This window comes from Streptomyces sp. NPDC005302 (genome assembly GCF_040607345.1).
Classification (GTDB): domain Bacteria; phylum Actinomycetota; class Actinomycetes; order Streptomycetales; family Streptomycetaceae; genus Streptomyces.
Genome location: NZ_JBEXGN010000026.1, coordinates 14,188 through 29,152 on the forward strand (window position 1 = coordinate 14,188; position 14,965 = coordinate 29,152).

22 protein-coding genes and 2 pseudogenes are annotated in these 14,965 nt (G+C 70.5%); 18 read left to right on the forward strand and 6 right to left on the reverse strand.

The features are described from left to right. Window positions 1-101 precede the first annotated feature (101 nt). From ABZT74_RS29425 to ABZT74_RS29435, 3 genes are all read right to left on the reverse strand, one after another. The gene (locus tag ABZT74_RS29425) at window positions 102-968 is read right to left on the reverse strand and encodes an inositol monophosphatase family protein (RefSeq protein ID WP_356439703.1); all 867 of its coding nucleotides are present in this window, start codon (window positions 966-968) and stop codon (window positions 102-104) included. 87 nt (window positions 969-1,055) lie between these two features. Beyond that, window positions 1,056-2,876 (reverse strand): gamma-glutamyltransferase, encoded by a 1,821-nt coding sequence (locus tag ABZT74_RS29430; protein ID WP_356439706.1) that lies wholly within the window; start codon window positions 2,874-2,876, stop codon window positions 1,056-1,058. A 91-nt stretch (window positions 2,877-2,967) separates the two neighbouring features. After that, on the reverse strand, window positions 2,968-3,660 hold the full coding sequence (locus ABZT74_RS29435) for a DUF4232 domain-containing protein (RefSeq protein ID WP_356439709.1): 693 nt from the start codon (window positions 3,658-3,660) through the stop codon (window positions 2,968-2,970). Between the two features lie 335 nt (window positions 3,661-3,995). On the opposite strand from ABZT74_RS29435, the gene ABZT74_RS29440 reads away from it, so the two are divergent. Then, window positions 3,996-4,667 carry a hypothetical protein gene (locus ABZT74_RS29440; RefSeq protein ID WP_355883265.1) on the forward strand — a complete coding sequence of 224 codons (672 nt, stop codon included), beginning with the start codon at window positions 3,996-3,998 and terminating at the stop codon, window positions 4,665-4,667. 19 nt (window positions 4,668-4,686) lie between these two features. Here the strand turns inward: ABZT74_RS29440 and ABZT74_RS29445 are convergent. The 3 genes and pseudogenes from ABZT74_RS29445 to ABZT74_RS29455 all read right to left on the reverse strand — a co-directional run. Next, window positions 4,687-5,355 (reverse strand): annotated as a pseudogene (locus ABZT74_RS29445) (cytosine permease); the annotation flags it as partial. Between the two features lie 57 nt (window positions 5,356-5,412). After that, a complete protein-coding gene (locus ABZT74_RS29450; protein ID WP_356439712.1) occupies window positions 5,413-5,571 on the reverse strand; it encodes a hypothetical protein in 159 nt (52 codons plus the stop codon). Between the two features lie 320 nt (window positions 5,572-5,891). Then, window positions 5,892-6,293: a hypothetical protein gene (locus ABZT74_RS29455; protein ID WP_356439715.1), complete on the reverse strand. Its 402-nt coding sequence runs from the start codon at window positions 6,291-6,293 to the stop codon at window positions 5,892-5,894. Between the two features lie 375 nt (window positions 6,294-6,668). On the opposite strand from ABZT74_RS29455, the gene ABZT74_RS29460 reads away from it, so the two are divergent. The 17 genes and pseudogenes from ABZT74_RS29460 to ABZT74_RS29540 all read left to right on the forward strand — a co-directional run. Then, the gene (locus ABZT74_RS29460) at window positions 6,669-6,911 is read left to right on the forward strand and encodes a helix-turn-helix transcriptional regulator (RefSeq protein ID WP_356439718.1); all 243 of its coding nucleotides are present in this window, start codon (window positions 6,669-6,671) and stop codon (window positions 6,909-6,911) included. Beyond that, on the forward strand, window positions 6,908-7,087 hold the full coding sequence (locus tag ABZT74_RS29465) for a hypothetical protein (RefSeq protein WP_356439721.1): 180 nt from the start codon (window positions 6,908-6,910) through the stop codon (window positions 7,085-7,087). Before ABZT74_RS29460 ends, ABZT74_RS29465 begins: the two co-directional genes overlap by 4 nt. Window positions 7,088-7,171: 84 nt before the next feature. Next, window positions 7,172-7,597: a hypothetical protein gene (locus ABZT74_RS29470; RefSeq protein WP_356439724.1), complete on the forward strand. Its 426-nt coding sequence runs from the start codon at window positions 7,172-7,174 to the stop codon at window positions 7,595-7,597. Next, complete coding sequence (locus ABZT74_RS29475) at window positions 7,594-8,034, forward strand: hypothetical protein (RefSeq protein ID WP_356439727.1); 441 nt, start codon at window positions 7,594-7,596, stop codon at window positions 8,032-8,034. The genes ABZT74_RS29470 and ABZT74_RS29475 overlap by 4 nt, the downstream gene beginning before the upstream one ends. After that, window positions 8,034-8,240 (forward strand): hypothetical protein, encoded by a 207-nt coding sequence (locus ABZT74_RS29480; RefSeq protein ID WP_356439729.1) that lies wholly within the window; start codon window positions 8,034-8,036, stop codon window positions 8,238-8,240. The genes ABZT74_RS29475 and ABZT74_RS29480 overlap by 1 nt, the downstream gene beginning before the upstream one ends. After that, window positions 8,237-8,617, forward strand: a complete 381-nt coding sequence (locus ABZT74_RS29485) for a hypothetical protein (RefSeq protein WP_356439731.1) — start codon at window positions 8,237-8,239, stop codon at window positions 8,615-8,617. The genes ABZT74_RS29480 and ABZT74_RS29485 overlap by 4 nt, the downstream gene beginning before the upstream one ends. Next, the gene (locus tag ABZT74_RS29490) at window positions 8,614-8,949 is read left to right on the forward strand and encodes a helix-turn-helix domain-containing protein (RefSeq protein WP_356439734.1); all 336 of its coding nucleotides are present in this window, start codon (window positions 8,614-8,616) and stop codon (window positions 8,947-8,949) included. Before ABZT74_RS29485 ends, ABZT74_RS29490 begins: the two co-directional genes overlap by 4 nt. Continuing rightward, complete coding sequence (locus ABZT74_RS29495) at window positions 8,946-9,413, forward strand: hypothetical protein (RefSeq protein WP_356439737.1); 468 nt, start codon at window positions 8,946-8,948, stop codon at window positions 9,411-9,413. Before ABZT74_RS29490 ends, ABZT74_RS29495 begins: the two co-directional genes overlap by 4 nt. Continuing rightward, entirely contained in the window at window positions 9,410-9,913 is a 504-nt protein-coding gene (locus ABZT74_RS29500; protein WP_356439740.1) for a hypothetical protein, read from the forward strand. The genes ABZT74_RS29495 and ABZT74_RS29500 overlap by 4 nt, the downstream gene beginning before the upstream one ends. Further along, window positions 9,910-10,752 (forward strand): hypothetical protein, encoded by an 843-nt coding sequence (locus ABZT74_RS29505; protein ID WP_356439743.1) that lies wholly within the window; start codon window positions 9,910-9,912, stop codon window positions 10,750-10,752. The genes ABZT74_RS29500 and ABZT74_RS29505 overlap by 4 nt, the downstream gene beginning before the upstream one ends. 1 nt (window position 10,753) lies before the next feature. After that, window positions 10,754-11,809: a hypothetical protein gene (locus tag ABZT74_RS29510; protein ID WP_356439746.1), complete on the forward strand. Its 1,056-nt coding sequence runs from the start codon at window positions 10,754-10,756 to the stop codon at window positions 11,807-11,809. Beyond that, on the forward strand, window positions 11,806-12,633 hold the full coding sequence (locus ABZT74_RS29515; RefSeq protein ID WP_356439748.1) for an exonuclease domain-containing protein: 828 nt from the start codon (window positions 11,806-11,808) through the stop codon (window positions 12,631-12,633). Before ABZT74_RS29510 ends, ABZT74_RS29515 begins: the two co-directional genes overlap by 4 nt. Further along, window positions 12,633-12,935 carry a hypothetical protein gene (locus ABZT74_RS29520; protein ID WP_356439750.1) on the forward strand — a complete coding sequence of 101 codons (303 nt, stop codon included), beginning with the start codon at window positions 12,633-12,635 and terminating at the stop codon, window positions 12,933-12,935. Before ABZT74_RS29515 ends, ABZT74_RS29520 begins: the two co-directional genes overlap by 1 nt. Next, complete coding sequence (locus ABZT74_RS29525; RefSeq protein ID WP_356439752.1) at window positions 12,932-13,150, forward strand: hypothetical protein; 219 nt, start codon at window positions 12,932-12,934, stop codon at window positions 13,148-13,150. The genes ABZT74_RS29520 and ABZT74_RS29525 overlap by 4 nt, the downstream gene beginning before the upstream one ends. Further along, window positions 13,150-13,680 carry a hypothetical protein gene (locus tag ABZT74_RS29530; RefSeq protein ID WP_356439754.1) on the forward strand — a complete coding sequence of 177 codons (531 nt, stop codon included), beginning with the start codon at window positions 13,150-13,152 and terminating at the stop codon, window positions 13,678-13,680. Before ABZT74_RS29525 ends, ABZT74_RS29530 begins: the two co-directional genes overlap by 1 nt. Further along, window positions 13,677-14,480: a hypothetical protein gene (locus ABZT74_RS29535; RefSeq protein WP_356439756.1), complete on the forward strand. Its 804-nt coding sequence runs from the start codon at window positions 13,677-13,679 to the stop codon at window positions 14,478-14,480. The genes ABZT74_RS29530 and ABZT74_RS29535 overlap by 4 nt, the downstream gene beginning before the upstream one ends. Then, window positions 14,477-14,746, forward strand: a pseudogene (locus ABZT74_RS29540) (WhiB family transcriptional regulator); the annotation flags it as partial. The gene ABZT74_RS29535 and the pseudogene ABZT74_RS29540, both read left to right, overlap by 4 nt. Between the last annotated feature and the right edge of the window lie 219 nt (window positions 14,747-14,965).

Genomic DNA, 14,965 nt, shown 5'->3' on the forward strand with positions numbered 1-14,965 from the left:
GGGAGCGCACCCACGGTGAACCCCGGCAGGCCGTACGCCGCCGCCCGGACCGGACCGGGTGCGGCTCTCCCAGGCGACGGACCAGGGATTCCCCGGGCCGCTCAGGCGCCGGCCGCCACCTGCTCGGACCTCGGCTCCAGCAACGCCATCACCCGACGCGCCGTGGCCTCGTCCCGGGCGGCCGTGAACGGCAGCGCGTTCCCCCCGGTGACGCGGAACGGCTCGCCGCCGAGCGTCCGGTGCGTGCCGCCCGCCTCCTCGACCAGCAGCAGGCCCGCCGCATGGTCCCAGGCCGCCTCCCAAGAGAAGGCGGTGGCGTCCAACTCGCCGCGGGCCACGGCCAGATACTCCAGGCCCGCCGAGCCGCACGGCCGCGCCACGACACCCTCGGAGCGCAGCCCGAGCAGCGCACGCTTCTGTTCGTCCGTCGTGTAGTCCGGGTGCGACATCGCCACGTCGAGGTCACGGTCAGGCTCGGGCGAACCCGAACGCAGGGGCACACCGTCCAGGACGGCACCCCTCCCCCGTATCGCGGTGGCGAACTCCTCACGCGCGGGCGCGTACGTCCACGACGCGTGCACCACGCCGTCCAGCACCAGCGCCACCAGGGTGCAGAACCCGGAGTCGCCGTGCACGAACTGCCGTGTGCCGTCGACCGGGTCGACGATCCAGACCGGCGCCGTCCCACCGATCGCCCCGTAGCTGGCGGGGTCGGCGTGCACCGCCTCCTCGCCAACCACGACCGAGCCGGGCAGCAGCGCGGTCAGCGCCCCGGTCAGGAACTCCTCGGCCTTGCGGTCGGCGTCCGTCACCAGGTCGTGCGGGCCGGACTTCTGGTCGATCTCGTGCGCGGCGAGCTGCCGGAACCGGGGCATGATCTCGGCGGCGGCCGCCTGACGGATCACTTCTTCCACGTCGGACGTGCGGTGCGCGAGAAACTCGTCGATGGTTTCGATGTCTTCGATCATGGCTCCATCACAGCACGCGGCACTGACAATCCCCACCCCTCCCGGGTACTCGGGGTGGAATCACCATGAACTCCCGGTGCCGGACGATCACCGGCCGACCGCGTACCCCTGCATCCCGCGCGCGTTGGCCGCCGCCGACAGCACACCCGTCTCCGGATCACGGGCCACCGCGCACAGCCGCCCCTCGGTCCACGCCCCGGCCACCGTCACGTCATGACCCCGGCGACGCAGCTCCTCCACCACGGCCTCCTCCATGCGCGACTCAACGGTCAGACTGCCCGGAAGCATGCCGCGCGGATAGAAGGACCCCGGAAAACTGTCGTTGTGCCAGTTCGGGGCGTCGACCGCACCCTGCAGGTCCAGCCCGCCCCGCACCGGCGGACGCAACGCCACCGACAGGAAGAAATGCGTCTGCCACTGGTCCTGCTGATCACCGCCCGGCGTACCGAACGCCATCACCGGCACCCCGTCACGCAACGCCAGCGAAGGCGTCAGCGTCGTCCGCGGCCGCCGCCCCGGAGCGAGCGCGTTCGGCAGCCCCTCCTCCAGCCACGCCATCTGGAGCCGCGTACCGAGCGGAAAACCCAGCTCGGGGACCACCGGGTTGGACTGCAGCCAGCCGCCGCTCGGCGTCGCCGCGACCATGTTGCCCCACCGGTCCACCACATCGAGATGACAGGTGTCGCCCCGAGTACCCCCGTCCGGCGCCACCTCGGGCTCCGCCGCGGCCCGCGCCACGGTCGGCTCCCCCGCACCCGGCACCCCCAGCGCGTCGAAACCGGCCTCCCCCGCGGCCACCACGCGCGCGTGGCCGCTCAACACCGGCTCCCTGCCACCCGGACCGCCCGGCCGCAGCTCGAACGACGCCTTGTCACCGACCAGCGCCCGCCGGGCCGCGTTGTACGGCTCCGACAGCAGATCGTCCAGCGGCACCCCCGCCGCGTCCCCGTACCAGGCCTCCCGGTCCGCCATCGCGAGCTTGCAGCCCTCCACGAGCAGATGCACGTACGCGGCCGAACCGTACGGCGGCAGTTCGGCCGGGAGCAGCGCCAACTGCTGCAACAGGACGGGACCCTGACTCCACGGGCCCGCCTTGCACAGCGTCCAGCCCCGCCAGTCGTACGTCACCGGGTCCTCGTACGTCGCCGACCAGCCGGCCAGGTCGGCGGCCGTCAACGTGCCCACATGCCGCTCACCGCTGGTGTCCACGGTGGGCCGCCCCGCCTGCCGGACCAGCGCCCGCGCGACGAACCCGGAGCGCCACACCTCGCGCGCCGCGTCGATCTCCGCCTCCCGGCCGCCCGCACCGGCGACCTCGCCCAGCAGCCGCCGCCACGTCGCCGCCAGCGCCGGATTGCGGAACAGCTCCCCCGGACGCGGCGCCCGGCCGCCCGGCAGATACACCTGCGCCGACGACGTCCACTCCGTCTCGAACAGCTCGCGCACGGTCTCCACCGTCTCGCCGACGCGCTCCACGGGCGCGTGCCCGTCCTCGGCGTACCCGATGGCGTACTTCAGGACGTCCGTGAGCGTCCTGGTGCCGTGGTCGCGCAGCAGCACCATCCACGCGTCGAACGCCCCCGGCACCGCCGCGGCGAGCGGACCCGTCCCCGGCACGAGATCCAGACCCAGCCCCCGGTAGTGGGCGACCGTCGCCCCGGCGGGCGCCACACCCTGACCGCACAGCACCCGCACCGGACCGCCGGCAGGCGCGAGGATGATCGGAACCTCGCCCGCCGGACCGTTCAGGTGCGGTTCCACGACGTGCAGGACGAAACCGGCCGCGACCGCGGCGTCGAACGCGTTGCCACCGTCCTCCAGGACGGCCATCGCGGACTGCGAGGCCAGCCAGTGCGTGGAGGACACCATGCCGAAGGTGCCCTGGAGCGTCGGTCGGGTCGTGAACATGCCTGCCACCTCGCTGTACGGAGCGATCAACCTCGGCTCCGACTATGACACTTGCCCGCCCCCGCACAGCAGAGCGGGCGACAGCCGGGGATCAGCTCGCGGGCACCCATGCCGTCGCGCCCAGCGTGTTCCGCGGACCGATGTCCAGCGGGTCCGGCAACGGCAGCGTGACAGACCGCTGCCCCTTGCCCGGCGCCACCCGCAGATACGAGCCCTCCTCGGCCGCCATCCGCCAGTACAGACCCGCACTGGCACGCTCGCCCGGCCGCAGCGTGAACGCCTTCGGCCCCGGATCCCGGGGCGCCATGAACACCTGGTCCGTCCCCGCCACCGCCCGCACACCGGTGACCCGCGCACCCTCGGGGCCGAGGACCGCCACGACATCCGGGTAGCCGTCCACCGCGTACGGCCGCTTCCCGCAGTTGGTGAGCGTGAGCGTCATGCCGCGCAGCCCCATCGCCGCGTCCACGGGACCCGTCCCGAACCGCAGCCCGGACGCCGGACAACCGCCACCCTGCAGCCCGGACACCGTGCCCGACGGGGAGAGCGACGGGGAGAGCGACGGCAGCGGCACGGACGACGGGAGCTCGGGCGGCTCGATCCGCAGGGCCCCCGACCCGTCGGTCCCGACCGCGCTCCGCGTCGGAAACGGCTCGGCCGTACGCGCCGGGTCCCGCTCACGGTCCAGTTCGGCGGACAGCCCGCACCCGCTCGTGACCGTCATCACCAGACAGGCCAGGACGACCGGCCGCACCCACCTGCCCCTCGGGCGTATCGCGATCATCGGCCGATCATGGCACGGGCACCCGCCGGACGGACCCGCTTCACCCCGCCGAAGCCTCCCAGGGCTCGACTCCCTTACAGGAAAGCCCAGTTGAGCGACATGCGCGCACCGGGGCCGCCTCCACGCGACACGGTCCCGCACCCCACTCGGACAAGGCCCCATAAGAGGCGAAGTGTCCCACTGCGTCCCCCAACCGGCCGTCCAACGGCGGCCGCTGTCACCACGCGGGCACGGAGCGAGTTGGCACTTCCCCACCACAGGGACTCGTGTGACACTGGCGTCCCGTCCGCCGTGCGGACCACGACCTCCGCACCGTCCCCCACGAGAAGTGCGCCTTGCGTTCTCTGCCTCTGCCGCTCGCACTCACCGCGCGTCTGCTGCCCGTCGCCGTGCTCGCCGCCGCGGGCTGGGCCCTGGCCGCGGACCCGTTCACCGCGACCCCCACCGCCGAGCACAACCCGACGCAGGACAAGCCCAGCGACACGGCATCGGCACCGTCCACCGCGGCCGCCGCGAGGAAGACGTACACCGCCTCCCCCGCGCCCTGCACCGGCATCCCCGTCGCCTCGGTCAAGTCCCTGGTCCCCGGAGCCAAGACCGCCGGCCAGGAGATCGCGTCGACCGACAAGTCCCTGCGCCGCACCTGCTCGTGGAACGCGCTGAAGGACTTCGACTACCGCTGGCTCGACGTCTCGTACGAGATCAAGGACTCGGACGCCGCGGCGGAGAAGGCCTACAAGGACCGCGTCTCCGACAAGAGCGGCGGCGGAGCGGTCCCCGGCCTCGGCGACTCCGCCTACTCCGTCGTCAACCTCACCACCGAGGACAAGCAGCAGACCCGCGAAGGCGTCGTGATCGCCCAGGTGTCCAACGCCCTGGTCGTCATCACCTACAACGGCAGCGACTTCGAGACGAAGAAGGCACCCGGCACCGACGAGATCAACAAGGGCGCCATCAAGGCCGCCAAGGACGCCGTGAACACGCTGAAGGGCGGCCAGAAAGCCTGACCGCCCTCGCCCCACGCGGTCAGACGGCCGTCCGGCCCTTCCCGCGCGACAGCATCAGCACCAGATACAGCACCATCGACGTGCCGAGCCCGACCGCCCAGCCGTAGTCGGCCAGCGACCTCAGCGCCCCGATGGGACGGCCGTCGACCAGCGGATGGAAGTCGGCCCCGCCCACCGCGAGGACACCGCCGGTGAGGAACGCCACCACGGCACGCCAGTTCCAGCCGCCGTCGTACCAGTAACGGCCACCAGCGCGGTACAGGTCGGCGAGATCGAGCTTGGTCCGCCGCAGGATCCAGTAGTCCGCGATCAGGATGCCGGCCACCGTCCCCAGCAGACCGCCCACCAGCCCCAGCCACGTGAAGATGTAACCCTGCGGATCCGCGTACAGCTTCCACGGGAAGATCAGCACCCCGAGGACACACGTGGCGAGCGCCCCCATCCGGAAACTGATCCTCCGCGGCGCGATGTTGGAGAAGTCGAACGCCGGAGAGACCAGGTTCGCCGCGATGTTCACGGACAGCGTCGCCACCAGCACCGTGACGAGCGCGAACAGGATGCCCACCACGTTGTCCGTCTTGGCGGCCAGCTGCACCGGATCCCACACCGCCTCCCCGTACACCGCCTGCGAACCCGACGTCACCATGACCGACAGGAACGCGAACAACGTCATCGTGGTGGGGAGACCGAAGGTATGCGAAAGCCCCCTCTAACTCCCGTGGGATGAGGGGGCTTTGTTCGCAGGTCAGACCTGGGGATGGCCGGAACGGCTGGGCTCACGCGGCCAGATGCCGAGTCGGGTTACTCGCTCGAGGTACCTGTTCCACTCTTCGTAGAGCGGGCGTTCCATGGACTTCGGCTTGATGACGATGAGCGTCTCGTCAACGAGTTCGATCTCCATCATGTTCCTGCCTTCCGGCCATTCGAATGGAGGGCATCCCTCGGGAAGTTCGTCGCTGAAAACGATGCGTGCGCGGACTGTCGTGCGAGGTGCGGTGGTGCCCTTACTGCGTTCCGTCATCGAACCCCCAGGGACGTGCACACGGATTCGATCGTGCGTTCGATCTAATCGTTCGTGCAGGCTATCGCAACATCTCACGCTTCCCAGGCGGATCAGTAATGGTGCCAGCTTGAACAAGATTCGACTACACCCCGACACCATGTACTACTGGTTGTAATGGTGTAGGCCAATGATCATGCCGGGGGTTCTCCCGGAATGTCCGGCTAGCGACCCTCGGCGAGCGACCGCATGAGCGCCTGAACAGCCTCGCGCTGCGTCGGAGTCAGCCGGTCCGCGTCCTCGAGGAATGCTTTCGCCTCGACCGATTCGACGAAAATCTTCTCCGCGCCGAAGAACTGAGCCGACGCCGCGTCCTGAAGGACGTCAACGTCTACCTCCAGGCCGGCGGCCATGCCGAGCAGCATGTCGTAGTCCGGGGCCTGAACCGGTTCACCGGTGGCCACCCGATGGAGCCAGGAGTCCTTCACCGTCTGCACCCCGGTGTCCGGGTGGATGCAGCGCGCGGCCAACTTGGCATAGCTCAGATTGAGCGCGGTCTTGCGCGCTACAACGACGTCGCGGAACTGAGTCCGCCCCTGCGCCGCCTTTCGATCTTCCGCTGCCATGAGGCTCATCCTGCCACTCCGTGTCGCTACATGGGCCGTGGGGTGTCCATGGGGTCAGGGAGGTGCGGCGCAAATACCCCCTGGTGGCGCAGGCCCGACGAGTTATGCGCCGGACAGAGTGTCCATGCAAATGGATGGCTCACGCCAGAGCGCGCGCTCAGTTTGGCGAAAACGAGACCCAACTATCCGGCTCCTCGGCGGGGCGACACGAGCCTTCTCCAAGAGGATGGACAAGCCGTCCAAGTCGTGCAATGCTCTACTCATCCAAGCGGTGCAGTACCGCAGGGCGAACCATTGCATGAGGTGGACGTGACTACACCTGAACCCGCACCACCGCTACAAGAACTACTCGACCGTGACCTCCTCTTCACCCTGATGAAACGCACAGGCCGAGGCGACGCGGTCGACGTTCGGAAGCTGGCCCACCGGGCCGGCATCGCACGCGGAGTGGTCGGAGACCTCGTCTCCGGAGCCCGCACCCGCGTGACCTACGAAAGCGCCGTGGCCATCTGCACGGCCCTTGGCGTAGACCTCGCGATCCTCTTCGGCACCGTTGGCCGGTCTCTGACCTTCATGCCGGAGCGGCTCAGCAAGCAGCGGATCACGGTCGGCTCATGAAGGGCGTCCCGTTCTCCTTCGCCGACTGCGAGGCGGACTTCCCCGGATGCTCTGAACGCGTCGAGCGCAGCGTGACCGAGGCTCCCCGCTTCACGCAGGAGCAGATCCTCCGCGGCAAGGCCCTGTGGGCCACGTTCCGCGTCCCGCCGCCGGCCTCCTCGGCCGACGCCGCCTGACCCACCAACGCCGAAGGGCCGCCCGCTTGTCCGGCTCGGCGACCCCTGGCAGCAACCCCGCACAACAGAGAAAGCGAGGCGGCTATGACCGCATCATTCCAGACCCCGGACACGGCGCCGACCGTGCGTCCGGCCGACGTCTCCGCAGCGTTCCGGGCCGCGGCCCGCCTGATCGCGGCGAACGGACACCATCAGGGCGACTACCTGCCCGACCCGTTCGACCGCCGCACATCCTCCCCGCACTCGTCGCGCCCCCTGTCGATCGTGGCTGCGATCCGCTGCGTCGCTTCGCCGGGCGGCGACAACCCGCGCCTCGCGACGGAGCTGTCGGAGGCTGCGGTGAAGGTGCTGGCCCACCGCCTGGAAGTGGAGGGCGAGCCGCCGTGGAGTGACGCGCCTCGGTGGCTGGAGAACCACGTCGACTGCTGGGGTGATCTGCCCGGCCGGACGGTCGAGTCGGTCGTCGCGGTGCTGGAGGCGGCTGCGGACGCGAACGAGGTGTCCGCGTGAGCGCCCCGAGGACTGTCGTCCCGTCGGCGTGCAGGTGGTGTGCGGTCGAACGGCGTGGCCACGGACGGCAGTTCGCGGACGCGGTGGGCTGGCACGAGTGGGCGGCCCCGTCGCAGGAGCAGATCCTCGCGCGGATGAAGGCCCGGCGGCTCGCGTTGACGGTGGCCCGGGAGGGTGCGCTGCCGATGCCGGTGGGCACCGCTGAGGCGGCGCCGGATGGGATCACGCGGTTGTTCGCTCCGACGCAGGCCCTCCGCGTGGACGCGGATCGGATCGTCGCCCACCGGGCTCCGGACGTGAGCGTCATCTACTGCACGATCTGCTGCCGCGGCAACGACCAGCTCGACGCGTTGACTTCGGCGGACCTGCCGGACGGTGGCGTGTGTGTGAGCTGCGACCGGGACGTGCTGCTCATGGCTGAGCAGGGCGGTGCCTGATGCCTGAGTGGCTGATCGCCTCACTCGCCGACCTCACCCCGACCAGCGCCGTCCTCCTCGCCATCGCCCTGTTCTCCGGGTCGCTGGTCCCCTTTTTCCTCCTCGTCGAGGCCGAGCACCTCACCCCGCGCTGGCTGCGTGACGCCCCGCTGTCGCTGGCTGCCGCTCTCCTCGTCCTCACCGCACCGATCGGAGCCGCCCGATGAACCGTGTCCGCCTGTACCTGCACCGCGTCTTCCGCCGACCGGTCATCACCGGCCCGTACCGGCTGTACGTCCGCCGCACCCCGGGCGGGGCGATGCTCGACGTGGAGCACTACCTCGTCGCGACGATCCACGCGATCGCCGACAACCCGGACCTCCTCGGATTGCTTGACGAGATCGTTCGCGACCGGGCCGAGGCGCGGGCCCACGACGGGTGGGAGCCGGAGGACTGCCTCGTCGAGCAGCTCGTGGCCGCGCTCGGCTACGAACTCCCGCTGCACGGGCCTGCGGTGGGTCACCTCGCGGACCGACTGCGTGCGGTGGCTCCGGCTCCGGCCGTCGTCATCCCCGGCCAGCGTGAGGGCGAGGCCGCCGCATGAGCGAGTCCCGCCAACGCCCGCCCGTCCAGCCGCTTGCGGCCGAACTGTTCGCCAAGATCCGGACGCTGCGAAAGCTCCAGGGCATGTCGGTGCAGAAGCTCGCCGACCGGATGAACGCGCAGGGCTTCAAGATCAGCCGCTCTCAGGTGGCCTCCTGCGAGATCGGATACCGCCGCGACATCTCGGTGGACTTCGCCGACCACGCCGCTCGCGCTCTCGGCCTGACCCTCGTGCAGCTCCTGTTCGAGCCCGCCGTATGCCAGAAGTGCAAGGGCGCGGTGCCTGAGGGGTTCACCTGCAACGCGTGCGGGACAGCCGGTGGTGCCGCATGAGCGCCCGCGATGTGCTGGAGACGAACATCGATCCTGCCGTCCCGGACGGAGGTGGGGCCTCCATCGACGCCTACCGTGCCGAAGTTCTCGCCGAGGCTGACCTGTTGCCGAAGGCGGACGTCGTCACCTGGCTGGTCAAGAAGGCCCGGGAGATTCCGCGCGGCAACAAGATCGGCCGGGCGCAGGGGGACGTGATCGCGGTGATGGCCTCGAAGGTCGCCCGTGGCGCGGTCCGCCCGGACAACCTGCGGATGCTGCCGCCGGACTTCTTCGAGCCCGGTCACACCTACTCGGCTGGTCCCTGGGACTTCAACTGCGCAGCGGTCACCACCCACCCCGAGACGGGTGAGCGTGTCGCCCTGGGGTGGACCCGTATCAACGGCGGCGCGTGGACGACGTACTCGCACGAGGGCGCGGAGTGGCCGTGCGGGTGGGCCGACGTCACCAAGGAGGGTGGCCGATGAGCGCCCTCGATGACGTCCGCCGCGCCCTCACCCAGGCCTACGGCACCGACCCCATCTTCGACGGACTCACCGTCGACGACCTGATCAAAGCCCTCGTCGCTGACGAACAGCTCGCCGTCAGCGCGGAACTCCGGGAAGCGGCGGACGACCTCAGCGACCGCATCCGGACCGGCGGGCCCCGCGCCCGTGGACTCGTCTTCGCTCGCGCCCTGCTCATCGCCCGGGCCAACGGCGCCACCGCGCCCGCCGAGCGCATCTCCGCCAATCACGGACAGGTCGACACCCAGTTGCGGGCCAACCCGGGGGTGTGGCTCCCCGTTCGCGACTACTCCAGCCGCCAGTCGGCCTCATCCATCTGCTGGCGGATCCGCAACGGCGGTCGTGGCCTCAACGCCTATCAGCCGGCCGGGTCTTTCGAGGCCCGTGTCGAGCCGACTCCCGATGCCAGCCGCGTCTTCGCCCGCTTCGTCGGCACCGCACCTGAGGACGGTGGCCAGTGACCAGTCCCAAGCACGCCCGGGACACCGAGCGGGGTCGCTACTACAGCGACCCCGCCGGGGGCCCCGACCTCGTCTCCGTCACCAACGTTCTCAACACCAGCGTCCACAAGCACGGCCTCATGCCGTGGGCGGTCAAGCTCACCATCGAGTGGATCCTCAACCACCGCATCGAGGTCGCCCGCCGGGCGATCACCGACCGGGCGGCGCTCGTCAAGGAGATCAAGCAGGTCCACATCGACGCACGGGAGACCGCGTCAGACCTCGGCACCCTCATTCACCAGGCTGCGGAACTCCGCCTCCTCGGCTCCCCGTTCGCGGTCGAGGAGGTCGTCGCCCCCTACCTCGCTCAACTGGAGGCGTTCCTCAACTTCTGGGGCGTCGACATCGACGAGCACGTCGAGGCCACCGAGATCACCTGCCTGCACCGCCGGCTCGGCTACGCGGGCACCGCCGACCTCATGGTGTGGCTGCCCACCGGGATCGGCCGGCGGCGGGAACTGTGGCTGATCGACTTCAAGACGTCGGCGACCCGCTCCGCGAAGGACGTCTACCCGGAGAACACGCAGCAGCTCGCCGCGCTCCGCTTCTGCGAGACGGTCCTGCTCCCGGACGACACCGAGCAGCCGATGCCGAAGATCCAGCGGACCGGTGTCCTCAACCTGCGGACCAAGTCCCACGCCCTTGTCGAGATGCCCGCCGGCCGTGACGCGCACAAGGCGTTCCGCGGCGCCCTCGTCAACGCGCTGTGGCACCACGCCGCCCCCTCCTCCTATCCCGCTCTCCTCGCCCCCGACCAGCCGGTGCCGGCCCGGTGGCGCAACTTCCGAAAGGTGGCCTGACGTGGGCTCCCGAATCCGCACCGCGCAGAAGCAGGCCCGCGAGCTGGGCCGCCTGCGCACCGGCTACAGCATCCCGAACCAGGACCCGAAGAAGCGGCCCCGGCCGGTGAAGTCGAAGACCTGGGTGGTCAGCAGTCACGCCGAGCACTACGTGAAGGCCGCCGCAGAGGCGATGGGCGGCACGGTCGAACGCTGGCAGCCGCAGGGCAACGGCGCCCCGCAGTTCCGGGTCATCACCGAGGCCGAGCAGATCGAAGCGATCCTCCCGCCCGGCGACCCGCTGTCGCAGGCCAACGAGATGTGGAACAAGGGCGGGTGCGTGCGCCGCTGCGACGGTGAGACCGAGCAGATCAGCCGGCACCCCTGCTTGTGCCTGGCCGAGCACGGTCCCGAGTGGCACCAGTTGCGGCAGGACGCCTACACCAAGGACCAGGTGTGCGCGGCTACGTCGCGGCTGAACGTCATCCTCCCGGACATGCCTGACATGGGCGTGTGGCGGGTGGAGACGCACTCCTGGTATGCGGCGAACGAACTCGCGGGCACCGTCGACATGGTGCTGTCGGGGACGGGCGGCAAGGGCCTGGTTCCGGTGACGCTGCGGATCGAGCCGCGCACTCGGGTCGCGGGCGGGCAGACGAAGCACTTCCCGGTCGTCGTCGTCGAGATCAGGGGGGTCACTCCGCGGCAGGCACTGAACGGGCCGCTGCCCACGGCGGTGGCGCTGGATCCGGCCGGTGGCGGTCAGGCGCGGGCTGCGATCGAGGCTCCGCGGCCGGACTACCTCGCTGACGCTGCTGCCGCGCTGACGGTTGATGACGTGCAGGACGTGTACCGGGCGGCGTTCGCTGCGGGGCATCTGACGGACGATCTGATCGCCGCGCTGAAGGTGCGTGCTGATGAGATCAAGGGTGATCCCGAGGGTGCAACTGGGGGTGGTGGGGCGCCGGGCCCGGACGATGACGGCGCGTATGCCGTCGAGGTCGTCGAGGACCGGGCGCCCGCGGAGGCTGCGGGCTGGCCGGCGGCTGCTGCTCCGGGATCGGGGGCCCGGCGATGACTCCCTGGCACCTCCAGCGCATGGCCGCCCTCGACTTCGAGTCGTCCGACAAGGACCCGGAGACCGCACGCATCGTCTCGTGCGCACTCATCCTCGTCGGCGGCGGACTCCCCACCGATACCCGCGAGTGGCTCCTCAACCCTGGAATCAAGATGGAACCCGGGGCCATCGAGAAGCACAAGATCACCGACGAGTACGTGGCCGAGCACGGCCAGCCCGCAGAGCAGGGCGTCGGCGAGATCGCGAAGGCCATCGCCGAAGTCGTGGCCGGCGGGGTCCCTCTGGTCGGTCACAACCTCGGCGGCTACGACCTGAACCTCCTCGACCGGGAATGCCGCCGCCACCTCGGCGACAGCCTCGAAGACATCTGCCGTACCCCGCTGACCCGGGTCATCGACACGATGATCCTCGACTGGTGGGCCGCCCCCTTCCGTAAGCGTGTCTCGGAGAAGCAGGGCGCTTACGAGATGAAGACCACTGCTCAGAGGTACGGGCTGGGCTGGGACGACGAGAAGGCCCACGGCGCCACCTACGACGCCCTCATGTCCGCGCGTGCCGCCTGGCGTATGGGCAACATCGCTGGCCTGCCTCGTGACCAGCGTCCCGAGTGGGTGCAACTCCTCGTCAACCGGCGCGGTCCCTACGAACGGTTCGACGACCTCGCCGTGGCCGACGTCGAGGAGCTGCACCGCCGCCAGATCGGCTGGGCTGCACAGCGGGCCGCTGGCCTTCAGGACCACTTCCGCAAGACGGACCCCGCCGTGGTGATCGACGGCACGTGGCCGCTGCGCCCGGTCCCGGAGCTGGTCGGGGGTGAAGCGTGATGCCTGGCGTCTCCCCCGAAGAGCAACTGGCCGCGAAGAACCGGCATATCGGATCCCTCACCGCCCAGCTCGCCGCGGAGAAGGAGACCGCGAAAGCCTGCGCCAACCAGATGGAACGCGCGCTGACGGACCTGTGTCGGGTGAAGGACGTCATCGCCGCCCACATCGCCCGCGCCGGCCACCCGGACACGGTCCTGCACGACGTGACCGCGTTCGCCCTGTCGTTGCAGCAGACCCTCGCCGCCGAAGGCATCGACCTGCGCATCGAACTCCACCGCCTCGAAGGGAGCGCCGCGCTGTGACCAGAACCCTGCGCGTCCTGCGCCAGATCGTCGCCCCGACCGGCCGCCACCGGCCCCGCCCCGTCGGCCCGGTCCTGACCGCCCCGGACCCCGACGAGATCCGCATGCCGTGCCACACCACCCGGTGCGCGCACCTCACGACCCGGCACGACGAAGTGTCCGAGGACCAGTTCAAGTGCCGCGGCTGCGGCAACGTCACGACGGGCGGTGCCTGATGACGACCGCGCCGACGCTCTTCGACACCGCCACCCCGGCCGCCACCCCGGCCGCCACCCCGGCCGCCACCCCGGCCGCCACCCCGGCGGCCGGGCCCCGGCCCCTCGTCATCGTGCTCCCCGCCGGCCTCGACCTCCTCAACTCGAACCAGCGCCTCCACCACGCCCCCAAGGGGAAGCTGACCGCCGCCATCCGAGCGGAGACGCACAAGGCCATCACCGAGAGCCCCGCCCTCATGCAGGCCCTCGCTGCCGCCAAGCCCGGCCCGCTCTACCAGCGGATCCACGTCCTCGGCATCCTGCACCCGCCGAAGAACGACCGCCGTGACCCCGCGAACTGGTACCCGTCCTTCAAGGCCGCGATCGACGGTCTCGTCGACGCCGACATCGTGGAAGACGACGACCACACGCGCGTGATCGGCCCCGACATGCGACTCGGGGAGAAGCGCAAGGGCGGCCAACTCGTCCTCGTCGTGCGCCCGCTGGAGCCGGGCCAGGACCCGCTCGGGTTCGCGGCGGTGACCCGGTGAACAACCTCCCCACCCACGGCACGTACAGCCGCTACAGCCGCCACTCCTGCCGCTGCACACCATGCGTCGCCGCCGGCCACTCCTACCGACTCCGCCTCGCCTACGACCACAGCAACGGCATCAACCGCCTCATCGACAACACCCAGGCCCGCGCCCACGCCGAACGCCTCACCGCCCGCGGCTGGACCCACTTCCAGATCGCTGCCGCCGCGGACTGCGGGAGCGTCACCATCAGCGATCTCCTCTCCGGACGCAGCCGCAGGACGAAACGGACCACCGTCACCGCAGTCCTGAACATCCGCCTCGACCAGGCGCCGCCCATCCCCCGCGGCATGAGCGACGCGACCGGAACCCGACGCCGCCTCCAGGCCCTCATGGTCCTCGGCTACACCCTGCCCGACATCGCCGCCCAAGTCGGCACGGGAATCAGCAGCCTTCAGCAGACCGTCGAAGGGCGCTGGGTGAACATCCGGTCCATGACCGCGACGAAGGTCGAGCGCGTCTACCGGCGGTTGTCGACGCGGCCGGCCCCGCAGTCCCGGTTCGCGGAGCAGGCCCGCAATCAGGCGATGGCCGAGGGCTGGTACGGGCCGATGGCGTGGGACGACATCGACAACCCCGCCTGTGTGCCCGACCCGGACGCTCCGTCGGCGCCGCGGAGTGTGCACGCCGACGATGTGGCCGAGCTGGCCGGCCGTGGTCTCGACGACCACGAGATCGGGCGACGGCTCGGAGTGTCACCGCGGACGGTGCTACGGGCCCGGGCCGTGCACGACATTCCGGCGGGGGTGGCGGCATGAACGCCTACACCGGGACCGTCCCCGCCACCCCGCGCGCCACCGACTGGCGAGACCAGGCGGTCTGCCGCGACGAGGACCCCGACCTGTTCTTCCCCGCCGGCAGCACCGGCCCCTACCTCGACCAGATCGAAGAAGCCAAGGCGGTCTGCCGCCGCTGCCCTTCCCTTGAAGCCTGCGCCCTGTGGGCCCTCGACACCGGGCAGGACACCGGCGTCTGGGGTGGTCTCTCCGAAGCGGAACGCCGCGTCATCCTCCGCCGCCGCTCCGTGAAACGGATCAGTGTCGACGACTACACCGGGACCCCGCGCACCGTGACCCGGGCCCGCAGCCTCGAAGAGGCCTGGGAGGCGTACACCGAAACCGACGGCGAACACACCGTGTGGACCGGCGGGAAGGTCGTCAGCAGGCCCGGCAGCAGCGGCGTCACGCCGAACCGGCTGTCGTTCTACCTCGACCGCGGTCACTGGCCCGAGGGCGACACGAAG

What these genes read in the sequence shown, in the direction of transcription:
- ABZT74_RS29520 (WP_356439750.1), top strand. Translation starts at nt 12,633, where the DNA reads ATGCCTGGCGTCTCCCCCGAAGAGCAACTGGCCGCGAAGAACCGGCAT.
- ABZT74_RS29530 (WP_356439754.1), top strand. Translation starts at nt 13,150, where the DNA reads ATGACGACCGCGCCGACGCTCTTCGACACCGCCACCCCGGCCGCCACC.
- ABZT74_RS29515 (WP_356439748.1), top strand. Translation starts at nt 11,806, where the DNA reads ATGACTCCCTGGCACCTCCAGCGCATGGCCGCCCTCGACTTCGAGTCG.
- ABZT74_RS29460 (WP_356439718.1), top strand. Translation starts at nt 6,669, where the DNA reads ATGAAACGCACAGGCCGAGGCGACGCGGTCGACGTTCGGAAGCTGGCC.
- ABZT74_RS29425 (WP_356439703.1), bottom strand. Translation starts at nt 968, where the DNA reads ATGATCGAAGACATCGAAACCATCGACGAGTTTCTCGCGCACCGCACG.
- ABZT74_RS29465 (WP_356439721.1), top strand. Translation starts at nt 6,908, where the DNA reads ATGAAGGGCGTCCCGTTCTCCTTCGCCGACTGCGAGGCGGACTTCCCC.
- ABZT74_RS29450 (WP_356439712.1), bottom strand. Translation starts at nt 5,571, where the DNA reads ATGATGGAGATCGAACTCGTTGACGAGACGCTCATCGTCATCAAGCCG.
- ABZT74_RS29470 (WP_356439724.1), top strand. Translation starts at nt 7,172, where the DNA reads ATGACCGCATCATTCCAGACCCCGGACACGGCGCCGACCGTGCGTCCG.
- ABZT74_RS29435 (WP_356439709.1), bottom strand. Translation starts at nt 3,660, where the DNA reads ATGATCGCGATACGCCCGAGGGGCAGGTGGGTGCGGCCGGTCGTCCTG.
- ABZT74_RS29430 (WP_356439706.1), bottom strand. Translation starts at nt 2,876, where the DNA reads ATGTTCACGACCCGACCGACGCTCCAGGGCACCTTCGGCATGGTGTCC.
- ABZT74_RS29485 (WP_356439731.1), top strand. Translation starts at nt 8,237, where the DNA reads ATGAACCGTGTCCGCCTGTACCTGCACCGCGTCTTCCGCCGACCGGTC.
- ABZT74_RS29490 (WP_356439734.1), top strand. Translation starts at nt 8,614, where the DNA reads ATGAGCGAGTCCCGCCAACGCCCGCCCGTCCAGCCGCTTGCGGCCGAA.
- ABZT74_RS29495 (WP_356439737.1), top strand. Translation starts at nt 8,946, where the DNA reads ATGAGCGCCCGCGATGTGCTGGAGACGAACATCGATCCTGCCGTCCCG.
- ABZT74_RS29455 (WP_356439715.1), bottom strand. Translation starts at nt 6,293, where the DNA reads ATGGCAGCGGAAGATCGAAAGGCGGCGCAGGGGCGGACTCAGTTCCGC.
- ABZT74_RS29480 (WP_356439729.1), top strand. Translation starts at nt 8,034, where the DNA reads ATGCCTGAGTGGCTGATCGCCTCACTCGCCGACCTCACCCCGACCAGC.
- ABZT74_RS29500 (WP_356439740.1), top strand. Translation starts at nt 9,410, where the DNA reads ATGAGCGCCCTCGATGACGTCCGCCGCGCCCTCACCCAGGCCTACGGC.